This is a genomic window from Type-F symbiont of Plautia stali (assembly GCF_059731105.1).
Genome location: NZ_AP035909.1, coordinates 3,576,551 through 3,591,680 on the forward strand (window position 1 = coordinate 3,576,551; position 15,130 = coordinate 3,591,680).

General features: G+C 57.7%; 13 protein-coding genes. 6 read left to right on the forward strand and 7 right to left on the reverse strand.

Going from position 1 to position 15,130, the window contains the following annotated elements; translation table 11 throughout:
- The first annotated feature begins 46 nt into the window (after positions 1 to 46).
- Together AC6I7A_RS16985 and ppa are read left to right on the forward strand one after the other, a co-directional pair.
- Positions 47 to 496 (forward strand): DUF441 domain-containing protein, encoded by a 450-nt coding sequence (locus AC6I7A_RS16985; protein ID WP_046102597.1) that lies wholly within the window; start codon positions 47 to 49, stop codon positions 494 to 496.
- Between the two features lie 100 nt (positions 497 to 596).
- Positions 597 to 1,127 (forward strand): inorganic diphosphatase, encoded by a 531-nt coding sequence (ppa, locus tag AC6I7A_RS16990; protein WP_009087427.1) that lies wholly within the window; start codon positions 597 to 599, stop codon positions 1,125 to 1,127.
- A gap of 58 nt (positions 1,128 to 1,185) precedes the next feature.
- Here the strand turns inward: ppa and AC6I7A_RS16995 are convergent, their stop codons facing one another.
- Genes AC6I7A_RS16995 through tamA form a run of 3 tightly spaced genes read right to left on the reverse strand, consistent with a single transcriptional unit; the run spans position 1,186 to position 7,045 of the window.
- Positions 1,186 to 1,539 carry a gamma-glutamylcyclotransferase family protein gene (locus AC6I7A_RS16995; protein WP_009087429.1) on the reverse strand — a complete coding sequence of 118 codons (354 nt, stop codon included), beginning with the start codon at positions 1,537 to 1,539 and terminating at the stop codon, positions 1,186 to 1,188.
- Positions 1,540 to 1,541: 2 nt separating this feature from the next.
- Complete coding sequence (gene tamB / locus AC6I7A_RS17000; protein WP_058956509.1) at positions 1,542 to 5,309, reverse strand: autotransporter assembly complex protein TamB; 3,768 nt, start codon at positions 5,307 to 5,309, stop codon at positions 1,542 to 1,544.
- On the reverse strand, positions 5,306 to 7,045 hold the full coding sequence (tamA, locus tag AC6I7A_RS17005) for an autotransporter assembly complex protein TamA (RefSeq protein WP_046102599.1): 1,740 nt from the start codon (positions 7,043 to 7,045) through the stop codon (positions 5,306 to 5,308). Before tamA ends, tamB begins: the two co-directional genes overlap by 4 nt.
- Positions 7,046 to 7,537: 492 nt before the next feature.
- Between tamA and paeA the strand changes: the two genes are divergently transcribed.
- Entirely contained in the window at positions 7,538 to 8,866 is a 1,329-nt protein-coding gene (gene paeA, locus AC6I7A_RS17010; protein WP_009087434.1) for a polyamine export protein PaeA, read from the forward strand.
- 50 nt (positions 8,867 to 8,916) lie between these two features.
- On the opposite strand, the gene AC6I7A_RS17015 is transcribed toward paeA, so the two are convergent.
- Positions 8,917 to 9,123 (reverse strand): DUF1107 domain-containing protein, encoded by a 207-nt coding sequence (locus tag AC6I7A_RS17015; RefSeq protein ID WP_003855513.1) that lies wholly within the window; start codon positions 9,121 to 9,123, stop codon positions 8,917 to 8,919.
- Positions 9,124 to 9,438: 315 nt separating this feature from the next.
- On the opposite strand from AC6I7A_RS17015, the gene AC6I7A_RS17020 reads away from it, so the two are divergent.
- Positions 9,439 to 9,999, forward strand: coding sequence for a YtfJ family protein (locus AC6I7A_RS17020; protein WP_058956510.1), 561 nt, complete (start codon positions 9,439 to 9,441; stop codon positions 9,997 to 9,999).
- Between the two features lie 60 nt (positions 10,000 to 10,059).
- Here the strand turns inward: AC6I7A_RS17020 and cysQ are convergent, their stop codons facing one another.
- Entirely contained in the window at positions 10,060 to 10,803 is a 744-nt protein-coding gene (gene cysQ, locus AC6I7A_RS17025; RefSeq protein ID WP_046102601.1) for a 3'(2'),5'-bisphosphate nucleotidase CysQ, read from the reverse strand.
- Between the two features lie 292 nt (positions 10,804 to 11,095).
- Between cysQ and AC6I7A_RS17030 the strand changes: the two genes are divergently transcribed.
- On the forward strand, positions 11,096 to 13,039 hold the full coding sequence (locus AC6I7A_RS17030; protein WP_058956511.1) for a bifunctional 2',3'-cyclic-nucleotide 2'-phosphodiesterase/3'-nucleotidase: 1,944 nt from the start codon (positions 11,096 to 11,098) through the stop codon (positions 13,037 to 13,039).
- Between the two features lie 44 nt (positions 13,040 to 13,083).
- Here the strand turns inward: AC6I7A_RS17030 and bamJ are convergent, their stop codons facing one another.
- Positions 13,084 to 13,704, reverse strand: a complete 621-nt coding sequence (bamJ, locus tag AC6I7A_RS17035; protein ID WP_009087442.1) for a BamJ family beta-barrel-assembly machinery protein — start codon at positions 13,702 to 13,704, stop codon at positions 13,084 to 13,086.
- 221 nt (positions 13,705 to 13,925) lie between these two features.
- Here bamJ and AC6I7A_RS17040 point away from each other — a divergent pair, with 221 nt between their 5' ends.
- Complete coding sequence (locus AC6I7A_RS17040; RefSeq protein ID WP_150030241.1) at positions 13,926 to 14,597, forward strand: LysM-like peptidoglycan-binding domain-containing protein; 672 nt, start codon at positions 13,926 to 13,928, stop codon at positions 14,595 to 14,597.
- 68 nt (positions 14,598 to 14,665) lie between these two features.
- On the opposite strand, the gene rplI is transcribed toward AC6I7A_RS17040, so the two are convergent.
- The gene (rplI, locus tag AC6I7A_RS17045; RefSeq protein ID WP_058956512.1) at positions 14,666 to 15,115 is read right to left on the reverse strand and encodes a 50S ribosomal protein L9; all 450 of its coding nucleotides are present in this window, start codon (positions 15,113 to 15,115) and stop codon (positions 14,666 to 14,668) included.
- Positions 15,116 to 15,130: the final 15 nt, after the last annotated feature.

Genomic DNA, 15,130 nt, shown 5'->3' on the forward strand with positions numbered 1-15,130 from the left:
TGCGCTGGCTGAGGCTGGCGCGTTCACTGACCTTCAGGGAGAAACCATGGCCGCTTACGCTTCAACGCTTATTCTGATTGGCCTCGCCGTGCTGAGCTATTTCGTGCACAACAACGCGGTCACCCTGTCGATTCTGGTGCTGCTGGCAATCAAAGTAACCCCGCTGGCACAGTTCTTTCCCTACGTGGAAAAACAGGGCATTACCTTAGGCATCATTATCCTGACGGTGGCCGTGATGGCCCCGCTGGCCAGCGGCTCTCTGCCGGCCGCTGCGCTGATCAAATCCTTTGCCAGCTGGAAGTCGATTGTGGCTATCCTGGTGGGCATTTTTGTTGCCTGGCTCGGCGGTCGTGGCGTCAGTTTTATGAGCGTTCAGCCGTCAGTTATCGGGGGCCTGCTGATTGGTACGGTGATTGGCGTGGCGTTCTTCCGTGGCGTGCCGGTAGGGCCACTGATAGCCGCAGGAATCGTTTCGCTGTTTGTGTCGGCGAAGTAGCCTTAGGGCGCATTCCGAAACGCCAAAAAGAGGGCATACTTTCAGAGTCAGTTGGCTATAATAGCCGACACTCAACATACGACTACTGAAGGAATACCCGATGAGTTTGAACCAGGTGCCAGCAGGTAAAGACCTGCCAGAAGATATCTACGTTGTCATTGAGATCCCAGCGAATGCTGATCCGATCAAATATGAAGTTGATAAAGAGTCTGGTGCCCTGTTTGTAGACCGTTTCATGTCTACCGCGATGTTCTATCCGTGCAACTACGGCTATATCAACCACACCCTCTCTCTGGATGGTGACCCGGTTGACGTACTGGTTCCGACCCCGTACCCACTGGTACCGGGCTCCGTGATCCGCTGCCGTCCGGTTGGCGTACTGAAAATGACCGACGAGTCTGGCGAAGATGCCAAACTGGTTGCCGTGCCGCACACCAAACTCTCTAAAGAGTACGATCACATCAAAGATGTGAACGACCTGCCAGAGTTGCTGCGTGCGCAGATCACCCACTTCTTTGAGCACTACAAAGATCTGGAAAAAGGCAAATGGGTGAAAGTGGATGGCTGGGATAACGCCGAAGCCGCGAAAGCCGAAATCATCTCCTCTTTCGAGCGCGCACAGAAGAAATAAGCCTGCTGCCCGTTTGTGAGTCGAAAAAAAACACCGTCCATCAGGACGGTGTTTTTGTTCAGGCCTCTGGCTCCGCATCGCGCTTCAGCCAGTCGCCGCTCGTAATGCGCTGGCGTCCTGCCACTGAGCGTTGATAGACATAAAGCCATGCACTGCCAAACGGCGTCTGAGTCAGAAAACGTTTGTACTCTCCCCCTTTGGTGCGAAGCGCATCCAGCTCCGCAAGGGTTGAGGCATCAATGCGGTACACTTCACACTGTACCGCGCCGTTGCCCTCAATAACGCCGGGATAATGGCCCAGACTGTAAAGCTCAAAGCCTTCAATCTGGTGATCACCCAGCCACTGCGCATTCGTCATCCAGTGACTGTTTCCCTGTTTGCGCCGTAAACTGCCGTAGACAATTATTCGCATTGCTAAAACTCAAACTGATAGAGCAAATCGAGAGCCTGATCCACACCGGACACGGCTTCCAGATAGAGTTTGGGCATCAGGCGGTAACGCAAGGTTAACGTCGCCAGTGAATCAAATATGCCAACACCGTATTTTACCTGCAGACCCGGCAGTACATAGCCGCTGACCTGCACCTGCTGGCTGTCGCCAACACCCGCAGTATCAAGAGCCAGATTACTGACACCGAAAGTCTCCCCGATTTTACCCACAACCTGCCCACTTTGTGCAACCCCTAAGCCCACAAGCGCAGAAGTGAGGGCATTACTGTCGCCATCTTTGCCGAGTCCCTGACCGCGCAGCAGGTAAGAAAGCGCCTCCTGCTGCGACATCGCCGGGTCGGAGAAGACTTCCGCTTTCGGCTCATCCGCCAGGCCGGTGACGCGCAGACCCGCGGTGACGCCATCTTCGGTGGCATCCGGGTTACGAATCGCCTCCAGGTTGATGTAGGGCTGATCCGGCGGGCCGGCGAACTGCAGTTCACCTTTACGCACGATCAGATCCTGACCGTAAGCGTGGAAGCGGCCGGACGGGATGTTGATCTGACCGTTCAAGCCGAGGCCTGACCGATCCTGCACCAGCTTCAGGTCGCCATTCAGTCGCGCTTTCAGACCAAAGGCGGAGAGGCGCACATCGTTGCCGACATGGATCACCAGATTACTGTTGATCGGAATCGCCGCAGTCTGTGGCGCAATCGGCTTCAGCTGTTTATCCAGCATCACCTCATCCGACGAAACGCCCGTGGCGCTCTCCGGCACTTCCTGCACCGTGATACGCGCCCACGGAATATCGACCCGTCCATCGAGGTTAAAGGCGGCAGGCGTCGCTTCAAAGACCAGATCCGGCGAGACATCCATGCGCACCATCGGCGGCACCGTGACGCGAACCCGGCTGCCCTGCGCGGCGACGCGGGCGCGCCAGTTGTCGAGCTGGCTCCAGTCCGCATTACCGCTGAGGTTGATGTTTCCCTGGCTGGTCTGCACCAGCCCGTTCAGGGTGGAGCTCATGCCATTGAACACCAGGTTGAGGCTGGCGGCCGTGAGGTCAACCGGCATAAAGTTGCCATCCACATCCACCCCGGTCAGGCCAAGCTGGCCATAGACCTGCGGCTGCTGCACGCTGCCGCCAAGACGCAGGCTGCTGTTGAGGCTGCCTTTGATCTTCTCGCCCTGCATCAGCGCCGGGTTGAGCATCGCCAGTGAGACGTTGCGGATGTTGACGTTACCGCCCAGCGTGCGGCGGCTTTGCGGATCGTCGATCTGCACGTTGCCATCCAGCTGCCCGTTACCGGCAATGCGGATCAGCCAGTCGAGCTGCGCGCGACCGTTTCGCAGTGCGGCATTGAGGTTCAGCGTATCAAAGGCGATCGGCAGGTTATTGCCCTGCACATCCTGCACCACCTTGACGCCGTTGCCCTTCAGCGCGACCGTTCCGGTCGGCAGCGCCCCGTCAGCCGTCCAGTTGACGCGCACGTCGCCGCTGAACAGGCCGCTGAGCTGGGTGGCATCCGGCATAAAGGGTTTCACCATCGCCAGGTCAAAGCGGTTCAGCACCACATGGGCATGCCCCTCCGGGCCCGCCTCAACCGGTTCCGGTACGCAGAGGCGGGCATTGGGGTTCTGCCAGCAGTGCGGTCCGATGGTCGCCGTCTGACGGCTGTTGAGATAGTCGATGGCCATCGCACGGGTCAGTCGCCATTCGCCCACCGGCGTATCGAAGTGGGTGTCGTTCAGTGACCCTCGCCAGCGCTGCGTCTGGCGATCAAAGCTGCCGTTGAGCGCCAGCTGGCCGGAGACCGGTTTGCCCTGCACGTTGAGTTTCAGCTGATGCTGCTGCTCATTGCCGTCGGCATTCAGGGTCAGCAGGCTGATGTTCAGCGCATCCTGCTGCAGCTGTTCGACACGCAGCTGCAGTTTGCCCGCCACCTGTTCCTCAGAGCGCACGTCGCCCTTGAGCGTAACGCGATTAATCCGCATCTGCTGCCAGCGCAGGCCCCGGCCATTGAGATCGGCCAGCAGCTGCGGTGCCTTCAGGGTGCCGCGCGCTTTGATGGCCCCGTTGACGACGCCGCCCAGACCGGGAAGCGCATTGTCGAGCTGCGGCGCATTGATGCTGGCATCCAGATCCAGACGGTCGCCCAGCGATCCTTTGACATCCAGCTGGTTGCGTCCCAGTGCCAGCTTAATACCCGGCACCGTCCACTGGTTGTAGCTGTTGCCGGTCAGGGAGCCATCTGCGGTGACAGCGTTCTGTTTCACATTCCCTTTCAGCTGCAGCTGCGGCACGCTCAGCTGCCAGCTGCCGCCATAGAGACTGCCGCGGGTGGTGATTCTGCCATCCAGCCGCGCCGGCCAGTCGGGATACTGTTTAGCCGTATTGATCCCCGCCAGCGTCAGTTCGCTGCGCCAGCTGATCGCCTTGCTCCAGTCCACCAGCGCGGTAAGGTCGATGTTGCCCTGCAGCGCAGCCACGCGCAGGCGATCGAGACTGAACTGCTCAACGTTGCCTTTACCGGTCAGCGAGACGGTCGCCGGTGGCACCGACTCCCCCTTCACGGCGGTCTGCAGTGACATCACATAGTCGGTGGCTTTGCCTTTGAACTGATAGTCCAGATTATCGGCCTGATAGGCGACCGGGCCTGTCAGCGGCCAGCGCAGTTTCGGGCTGGTCAGCTGCAGCGACAGCGGCAGCCCCGCCACCGCCAGCTGGGTCGCGGCGCTGAGCTGCGCATCCACCGGGCCGGAGAGGTTCAGCGCCAGCTTCAGCTCGTCACGCATCGCGCCGTTAAGTTTCAGCGCAATCTTTTCGCCTTTGACCGGGTCGGTGTTGACCGTGCCGTTCAGGGCAAAATCGACCGGCCACTTATCGGCCAGCGTCGCCTGCCCGCTGCCTCTGAGATTGCCGAGGTCAGAGTCAACCTCCAGCGTGGTCAGCTGCATCTGCCGGTCGGCAGTTTTCGCTTTCATCAGCAGGCGGCTGACCGAAATATCGGTGTCGCCGGTGATGCGCAGCTGTTCTCCCAGGATCTGCTGAATGTCGATATCCAGCGGCAGACGGAAATCGGGCAGCGCAGGCAGCAGCGGTTGTGCAAACATCGCCTGCAGCGTTTCACCCAGCGGCTTCTCAGCCGGATGCGGCTGCTGAACTTTCGGCTCCACCACCTGTTCGTTCACGACTTTGGCTGCTTTCGGCAGCGCAATCAGCAGGCTTTGAATATGAGTAGGATTGAGCGTCAGCGCACGATCCTGCCACTGCAGACCGGTGGTAAAGTCGAGCAGCGAAATCGCGGTGTCATCCACTTTGACATTGATATTGTGCAGGCCAAGATGGCGCAGCGTAATCGGATAGGGCGTGCTGAGGTTGGTCGAGCCGCTCTCCTCTTCCGGCGCTGGCGCGGCAGGCGTCATCTTTTTACTGTCGACCACCACGCTGATATCACGCAGGGAGATATCATTCACGCAGACCGACGAATGCAGCAGGCAGTTAAGGTTCACCGCCAGATGGATCTGCCCGGCATCCACACTGACGCCAGGCATTTCATAACGCAGACCGCTGAGGGTCAGGTTACGCCAGCCGCCCTCGACCTGTTTGATTGACAGGCCCGGTACCCAGCGCGACGCGCCATTCAGCACCAGATGCAGCCCCGGCGTGGTGCCGATTAAAAATGCCACCCCACCCAGCAGCAGCACCAGAAAGATCAGGATGCCGATGAGGACCTTTTTCCACAGCTTCATAGTTCTGGCCCCAGTCCTATATAAAATTGCAGTCCATGTGCATCGTCATCCCCGATAGGTCTGGCGATGTCTAATTTGATGGGACCCACCGGTGACGACCAGCGCACGCCGACGCCCGCACCGGTTTTCACGTTACTCTGTTTGATGTCGTTGACCGCTTCACCGGAGTCGACAAATACCGCTCCCCACCATTTGCCGCTGACGTTGTACTGATACTCCAGCGAGCCGGTGGCCAGTTTTGACGCACCGGTGAGTTTGCCATCCTCATCACGCGGTGAGATGTTCTTATATTTGTAGCCACGAATACTGCGGTCACCACCGGCAAAGAAGCGCAGATCCGGCGGGACTTTTTCAAAGTCGTTGGTTTCGATCCAGCCAAGATTGCCGCGCGCCACAAAGCGGTGGCTGTCGCCGAGGGTACGGATCCAGACGTTCTGCGCCTGCAGAATCAGGAAGTCAACGTCTGAACCCCAGGTGGTATCGGAGACGTCCGCTGAGTAGCGCTGAGAGTCGCCCCAGGTCGGCATCAGGCCGCCACGCGAGCGGGTGCGGTTTACGCTGACGCCGGGATAGAGCAGCATGGTGGTATTGGTCACGCTGCCCTGAGTAAAGTGATCCAGGCTCCAGCGCAGGTTGACCGCTTTCTGCCAGCCGCTGCTGCTGTCCCAGTTGCGCGACATCGCCAGCGTCGTGGTGTCGGCTTTGGTGTCATTGAGGTCGGTGCGCTTCAGGCCGCCGGAGAAGGTGTAGTACTGCTCCAGCGGGCTTTTCAGCAGGGGCACTTTGTAGCTGAGATCGACCTGCTGTTCCGGCGCGGAAATGTAGGCGCTGGCCGCCAGGCTGTGGCCTCTGTCGTTAACCCACGGCTTTTTCCAGGTGCCTTTCAGGCGCGGGCCGACGTCGGTGGAGTAGCCGACCCCGGTTTCGATGGTGTTTTCGGTGCGCGGCGACATCACGGCATTCAGCGGCAGCACTTTTGTTTTCCGGCCTTTGCTGAACTCCGGTGCAACGACCACGGAGTTAAACCAGCCGGTGGCGGAGAGGCGACGGTTCAGTTCAGCCAGATCGCGCGAGCTGTAGTAGTCGCCCTTTTCAAACGGTACCAGGTTCTGCAGGTACGCTTCGCGAATCTGCGAGCCCTGAAACGTCACGTCGCCAAAACGGTAACGCTCGCCGCTGTCGTAGTCGATATCCCAGAACGCTTCATGCCGCTCGACCGACACCCCCAGCTGGCTTTTTTTAAAGGTGCCATCGAAGTAGCCGTTGCGCAGCGCGAGATTCGAGAAGCCGCTTTTAAAGCGATCGTACTGCCCGTGGTTAAGCTGCGTGCCGACTTTGGGACGCCCCTGGGCTATCCACTCTTTGTAGTCGGCATCGTTGCGGGCATCCCCTTCCAGCACGATGGTGCTGCCGCCGATTTTAACCGGCGGACCCGGTTTCACGTGCGCAATCAGCACCGGCCGTCCCCCCTGCGCGGGGGCAGGACGGGATTCAAAGTCGATCTCAGGTTCGTAATAACCCAGCGCGCGCAGGCCTTCTTTTATCGCGACAGAGACGCGGGCACGAAAGCGACCATCATTGGAGACTTCATCGCTGCCGATGGTGGAGAGGCGTGCTCTGACATTTCGCTGCAGATCCCCGGTTAAGCCGTCTACCTGTAATCGCACAGTCGCCGCCTCAAGGGCAGGCGCAGCAAGCAGCAGGCCAGCCATGCAATAAATATGAAATCGTGGCACCTGTACTCCTGTTAATCATGCCGGCCCCTTTTCCGCGGGGCGCTTATTAATCATCTTTGCCCGCACTACCGCAACGGCAACACCCCTATCATAGCCGCACTTTATGCCAAATGGCGGCGTAGCAGTAACATCTAAGTCAAATATCCGGGCTATTGTCGGTAAATGAGGAGATCGATACAACTCCTGCGGCGGGGAATGACCCCGCCTGATGGAGTCACTCAGAGAAATCTGAGCGGGCTATTGACCGCCCTGACCGTGAATGCCGCCGGAACCGGCGGTTTGCCCTCTGGCGGCCTGATAAGCGCTCCTGCTATAATCTGCAGCCACAGGCATCCCGCCTGTTTTCATTTCTGCCCCGGCAGCGTTCAGCCTGTCGAACTGGCGCAGACATTTTTGGCACGGATAGCCCTGTTTAACGAGTAACCGCCCCGTTCGCGCTTGCTCACGCTGCCCAGGCCAAAAATGACAAGTGGATAACCCTTTGGATCACTTATGTTAGATAGCTTACTTGTCATTCTTTTACTGATTGTCGTCAGTGCTTTTTTCTCTCTGTCGGAGATCTCGCTGGCAGCCGCCCGCAAGATCAAACTGAAACTGCTCGCCGATGAAGGCAACGTTAACGCGCAGCGCGTCCTGAAAATGCAGGAAACGCCGGGTATGTTTTTTACCGTCGTCCAGATTGGCCTTAACGCCGTCGCCATCCTCGGCGGTATCGTCGGTGACGCTGCCTTTTCACCGGTCTTCAGCGGCCTCTTCAGCCGCTTCGTCCCGCCGGAACTGGCTGAGCAGCTCAGCTTTATCTGCTCCTTCACCATCGTGACCAGCCTGTTTATCCTGTTCGCCGACTTAACCCCAAAGCGGGTTGGAATGGTCGCCCCCGAAACCATCGCGCTGCGCATCATCAATCCGATGCGTTTCTGCCTGCTGGTGATGCGTCCGCTGGTCTGGCTGTTTAACGGTCTGGCTAACGTCTTCTTCCGCCTCTTCAAGCTGCCAATGGTGCGTAAAGATGACATCACCTCCGATGATATCTACGCGGTGGTGGAAGCCGGTGCGCTGGCGGGCGTGCTGCGTAAGCAGGAGCATGAGCTGATTGAAAACGTGTTTGAGCTGGAGTCGCGAACCGTTCCCTCCTCCATGACCTCGCGTGAGAACATCGTCTGGTTTGATCTGCATGAAGATGAGGCCAGCCTTAAGAGTAAAATCGCCGAACATCCGCACTCTAAGTTTTTAGTCTGCAGCGGGGATATCGACCATATAGTCGGCTATGTCGACTCCAAAGAGCTGCTGCTGCGCGTGCTGGGCAACCAGAGTATGGCGCTGAACAGCGGCCTGCAGATTCGTTCTGCGCTGATTGTGCCGGATACGCTGACCCTCTCCGAAGCGCTGGAAAGTTTCAAAACCGCCGGTGAAGATTTTGCGGTAATCATGAACGAATATGCGCTGGTGGTGGGCATCATTACCCTGAACGACGTGATGACCACGCTGATGGGAGATCTGGTCGGTCAGGGCATGGAAGAGCAGATCGTCGCGCGTGATGAGAACTCGTGGCTGGTTGAAGGCGGCACGCCGATTGATGACGTGATGCGCGTGCTGGACATCGACGATTTCCCGCAGTCAGGCAACTACGAAACCATCGGCGGCTTTATGATGTATATGCTGCGTAAGATCCCGAAGCGAACCGACTTTGTGAAGTTTGCCGGCTACAAGTTCGAGGTGGTGGATATTGACAGCTACCGCATCGACCAGCTGCTGGTCACCCGCATCGATGAACGACCGCCGGTGCTGAGCATGACAAAAAGCGAAGACGAGCAGGGATAGCGAAGGGTCTGGCTTATAAAACATTCAGGGCGCCATCGGCGCCCTTTTGATTAGTTGAACTCAAGCTTGAGACGAACGACCTGGCGGTTAATTTCTGACATCACGCTCAGGTGCTGTTTGTCTTTGACGCGCGGGATTAACACTTTCCCTTTATCGAACTCGAACGCGCCAACGTCCTTGATATACAACCTTCCTTTGAACAGCGTTTTGACATATTTCGCTATTTGCAGCGGATTATAGCGCTGGAAGATTTTCATACTGACTGACTCCTGTACATTTTTAAAGCACGCTTCGCCGTTTCCAAAGTAGGTACCAGCCCATGAAGCGCGAATTCGCGATAACTATAGAACACCGAACACTACTGGTGTTCCGAAAAATGAATTTTTTTACTGAGTTGACACATCATTACAGAACAGTCTGTTATGACTCTCATATGACACAGTATAAACCTTCGTTGGTTAAGGAATTGTGGCGGGCATAACAAACCTGACACCTTTCCACGACAGCCGCATCATCCCTGCTTACTATTGCAGTAAAATGACTGACTGGTCTGATCACTTAAGGAAAGTGCGATGCGAAATATTCTGGCAGCCGTGGCGCTGTCATTACTCATACCGGCGGGCGTCATGGCCCACGACCTCAGGCTCGATTCCCGCGTGCCCGCCACGGGCGTCAACGACAAAGGCGAGCTGATACTGCAGCAGGAGAAGTTTAGCTATAAAAACTGGAATAGCGCGCAGCTGAGTGGAAAAGTTCGCGTGATCCAGCACATTGCCGGGCGCTCCTCCGCCAAAGAGATGAACGCCGCGCTGATAGAGGCGATTAAGGCCGCGAAGCTGCCGCATGACCGCTATCAGACCACTACCATCGTTAACACCGATGATGCGATCCCCGGCACCGGCATGTTTGTGCGCAGCAGCATTGAAACCAATAAGCAGCAGTATCCCTGGTCGCAGTTTATCGTCGACAGCAAGGGCAATGTGCAGCACGCCTGGCAGCTGCAGCCGGGCAGCTCCGCCATCGTCGTGCTGGATAGACAGGGCACGGTGAAATTTGTGAAGGATGGCCCGCTGACGCAGGATGAAGTGACAGACGTGATTGCTCTGGTCACCTCACTGCTGAAGGCGGAATAGCAGACGCCCCGGCGGGCACGAAGCTCGCCGGGGCGTCAGAAGACAGACGCTCAGCCCGCGTTAAAACAGCGACACGCGGAAGCCGGGGTTCAGGAAAGATTCGCGCGGCGCGTAATCCAGGGTTTTACCCTGCCAGTCATGCACATGCGCGCCTGCTGCCATCGCCACCGCATGACCTGCACCGGTGTCCCAGATATTGGTGGGTCCGAAACGGGGATAGAGCTGAGCTTTCCCTTCCGCTACCAGGCAGAATTTCAGCGAGGAGCCGGTTGCAACGGTCTGATGCTCGCCCAGCTGCTTCAGGTACTCTTTCATCTCCTCATCGTCGCCATGGGAACGGCTCACCACCACCAGCGGAGGTCGTGCGTCACGCACATGAATCTGTTCACGATGACCGCCCTCCTCTTTCCACGCCTTTCCCTCCGCCGCAGAGTACATCACACCCAGCGCGGGGGCATAAACCACGCCCAGGATCGGCTTGCCCGCCTCAATCAGCGCAATGTTTACCGTAAATTCGCCGTTGCGTTTGATGAACTCTTTGGTGCCATCCAGGGGATCGACCAGCCAGTAGCGCTGCCAGTGCTGACGCTCTGTCCAGGCGGGCGGATCTTCTTCTGACAGCACCGGCAGATCGGGGGTTAACTGCTTCAGGCCAGAGAGGATGACCTCGTGCGCAGCGATATCCGCGGCGGTCACCGGCGAATCATCCGATTTGTGAGAAACGTCAAGCGGCGCGGCACCGTTATAGACCTGCATAATCGCGTCGCCTGCTTCGCGTGCCAGTTGGCAGATTTGCTCTAACATTTTTCACCTCGTTGTGTCTTTCTGCTGCAGGATCAGCTTTCCGTCAGACAGTGACATTTTAGCAGTTTCGCCTGACCTGCCCATTTACAGGCTGACCAGCGCGCCAATTTATAGATATATCAATATCATAGTTACCCGTTTATCGCCACGCCTGCGCCACTTTGCGCGCCCGCCGGAATCCGGTGCCGCCTCCGATGCGCCAAAACGTTATATCCATCACGATTTAAAATGACCCACCGGCAGGCTTTTACATTATTTTGAGATCCCCAATTATTTTGCAGCAGGAGCAGGCATGTTTAAGCCCGGCATAGTCTTACTGGCACTTGGCGTTTCCGCCGCCGCACAGGCCGCAACGGTCGATCTACGCATACTGGAAACCACCGATCTTCATAGCAACATGATGGATTTCGACTACTACAAAGATACCCCAACCGAAAAGTTTGGCCTGGTGCGCACCGCCACGCTGATTCACGCCGCGCGCCAGGAGGTGAAAAACAGCCTGCTGGTCGACAACGGCGATATCATTCAGGGCAGTCCGCTGGGCGACTACATGGCGGCAAAGGGATTGCGTGAGGGGGAGATCCACCCGGTCTACAAGGCGCTCAACACCCTGGATTACAGCGTCGGCAACCTCGGCAATCATGAATTTAATTATGGCCTGCCCTACCTGAAGAAAGCGCTGGCCGGTGCCCGCTTTCCCTACGTCAATGCCAACGTCATTGACGTGAAGAGTGGCAAGCCGCTGTTTACGCCTTACCTCATCAAATCCACCACGCTGGTTGATCGTGAAGGCAAAACCCGGACCCTGAAGATTGGCTATATCGGCTTTGTGCCGCCGCAGATCATGGTGTGGGATAAAGCCAATCTGCAGGGCAAGGTGCGGGTCGATGACATCACGGAAACGGCGCGCCGCTATGTGCCGGAGATGCGTGCGCAGGGCGCGGATCTGGTCATCGCGATTCCGCACTCCGGCCTGAGCAGCGAGCCGTATCACACCCTGGCGGAGAACTCGGTTTACTATCTCAGCCAGGTTGAAGGCATCAACGCCATCCTGTTTGGCCATGCCCACGCCGTCTTCCCCGGTAAAGATTTTGCCGCGATCAAAGGCGCAGACATTAAGAACGGCACCCTGAACGGTGTGCCTGCGGTGATGCCCGGCATGTGGGGCGATCACCTGGGCGTGGTCGACCTGGTGCTGAACAATGACAACGGCAGGTGGCAGGTCACGAGCGGCAAAGCTGAGGCGCGCCCGATCTATGACATCGCAGCGAAAAAGTCTCTCGCCGCAGAAGATCCCGCGCTGGTGAAGGTCCTGGCTGAGGATCACCGCGCCACGCGCGACTTTGTGGCGAAACCCATCGGCAAGTCCGCCGACGTGATGTACAGCTACCTGTCGCTGGTGCAGGACGATCCCACCGTGCAGATCGTCAACAACGCTCAACGCGCCTATGTCGAGCACTTCATTCAGGGCGATCCCGATCTGGGCCGTCTGCCGGTACTCTCAGCGGCGGCGCCTTTCAAGGCGGGCGGGCGTAAAAACGATCCGGCCAGCTATGTCGAAGTGGAGAAAGGGCCGCTGACCTTCCGCAACGCCGCCGATCTTTATCTCTACCCCAACACGCTGGTGGTCATGAAGGTCAGCGGGGCGCAGGTTAAAGAGTGGCTGGAGTGCTCTGCAGGCCAGTTTAACCAGATCGATCCGCACAGTACGAAAACCCAGTCGCTGATTAACTGGGATTTCCGCACCTATAACTTCGATGTGATCGACGGGGTCACCTATCAGATCGATGTGACCCAGCCAGCGCGCTACGACAGCGAGTGCCAGCTGATCCATCCTGATGCCTCCCGTATCCGTCAGCTGAGCTGGCAGGGTAAGCCGATCAACCCGCAGGCGACCTTCCTGGTGGCAACGAACAACTATCGTGCTTATGGCGGCAAATTTGCCGGCACCGGCGATAAGTATGTCGCCTTTGCCTCGCCGGATGAGAACCGTTCGGTGGTGGCAGCCTATATCAGTGCAGAGACTAAGGCGCACGGGGAAGTCCAGCCACAAGCGGACAATAACTGGCGGCTGGCCCCGATTAACGCATCCACGCCGCTGGACATCCAGTTTGAGACGGCACCGGGGGAGAAAGCGACCGGGTTTATTAAGCAGCATGCGCAATATCCGCTTCAGCCCAAAGGGACAGATGCGACTGGCTTCGCGTTGTGGCAGGTGAATTTACAGCAGAAGTAAGGCAGGAGAAAACGCTGCAACCGGGCGGTTGCAGCGTCCGGCAATTACAGAATTTCCAGCAGTTCCACTTCGAAAATCAGGGTGCTGAATGGTGGGATGGAGGCACCCGCACCGCGCTCGCCATACGCGAGGTTCTGTGGGATCACCAGTTCCCATTTTGAGCCAACCGGCATCAGGGTCAGGGCTTCAATCCAGCCAGGGATCACACCGCTCACCGGGAACTCTGCCGGTTCGCCACGCGCCACTGAGCTGTCAAACACGCTGCCGTCGATCAGTTTGCCGGTGTAGTGCACGCGTACGCGATCCTGACGCGATGGGATAGGACCTTCGCCCTGAGTAATCACGCTGAACTGCAGACCGGATTCGGTGCTGTTCACGCCTTCACGCTGCGCATGTTCCTGCAGGAACGCCTGACCTTCTGCTGCCATGGCTTCGGTGCGCTCACGACGTACGCCTTCAGCGCGTTCATGAACTTCACGCAGTGCGCGATGAACGACATCAACCGGTACGGCAGGCGAGTTCCCTTCCAGCGCGTCGCGCAGGCCCGCGAGCAGTGCTTCTGGCTGCAGCCCCTGCAGACCAGATTCCAGCAACTGCTGGCCAACCTGTAAACCAATACCGTAACTTGCTTGTGCTTCGACGCTGTCGAAAGAAGGGGTAGTCATCTTCGTTCCTTTCACTCTCGGATAAATTCGAACCGGCAGCATAGCAGCGCAGGCCGCTGGCGTAAAATGCCCTGCATCGCAGATGACTTTTCCCGGCGAAAGAGAAACAATAGAGCCGTCAGATTTATCAATGCTGGCAGGCACTTCGCGCCAGTATTGCCCATACTATAACTATCGACGGAATACCCCCCCGTCTGTGGCACACGAAGAAGAGAGCAACTATGGGCCAGATCGCCCCACGACGCCGCCGGACGCGCGCAACACATATGATATCCCGGCTGCAGACCTGGCTGGCCGCACGCAGGCCAGCGCAGCCTGCCGGAGAGGAGGAACCCCGCATGGCTTCTGAGACGTCATCCCGCCTGCCGACATGGCTTCAGCGAATCTGGCATTTTACCGACGACATCCGCTGGATGGCACCGCTGCCCGCACCGCACCGTCGCGGCATTGTGGCGGCGCTGCTGGTTATGCTGGTGGCGTTTCTCTGGCCTGCCACGACGCCGCGCTATCCGGTCGAGCAGCCGGTTACGCCTTCCGCAGAGAAAGAGGTGCCGATGCAGGCGGATATCTACGATAACACCCGCTCCGGGCAGGCCTCCTCATCACAGCAGACGCCAAAAGCAGACTCTCAGGGCGCGTGGCGCAGTCTGACCATCGCGTCCGGCCAGACGCTGGCGCAGCTGTTTCGTGACAACAGCCTGCCGGTCAATGATGTGTTTGCGATGGCGCGGGTGGAAGGCAACGATCAGCCCCTCAGCTCACTGAAAAGTGGTCAGCAGGTCAAAATCCGACAGGATGCACAGGGTGTGGTAACGGGACTGACGGTGGAGGGCGCAGAGGGCCCGGTGCTGTTTACCCGTCAGACAGACGGCAGCTTTATCCGCGCGCAGTAGCTGAGCAAGGCATAAAAACAAAAACGCCGGCACAGGGCCGGCGATTTTGTCGTGCTCAGTTAATAAAATTAACCAGCAACAACCTTCACGGTCAGTTTAGCGAATACATCGCTGTGGACCTGGAAGTCTACTTCATGCTCACCGGTAGTACGCAGAACGCCGTTCGGCAGACGAACTTCGCTCTTCGCTACGTCAACGCCAGCTGCAGTAACTGCATCAGCGATGTCGCGGGTACCGATTGAACCGAACAGCTTACCTTCATCGCCTGCTTTAGACGTGATGGTCACGGTGCCCAGTGCATTGATTTTCTCAGCGCGTGCAGTCGCTGCAGACTGAACGTCAGCCAGTTTGGCTTCCAGTTCAGCACGGCGTGCTTCGAAATACTCAACGTTTTTCTTGGTAGCAGGAACAGCTTTGCCCTGTGGAACCAGGAAGTTACGAGCGTAGCCCGCTTTAACGTTAACCTGATCACCCAGGCTGCCCAGGTTTGCTACTTTATCAAGCAGAATAACTTGCATTACCTTATCCTCTTA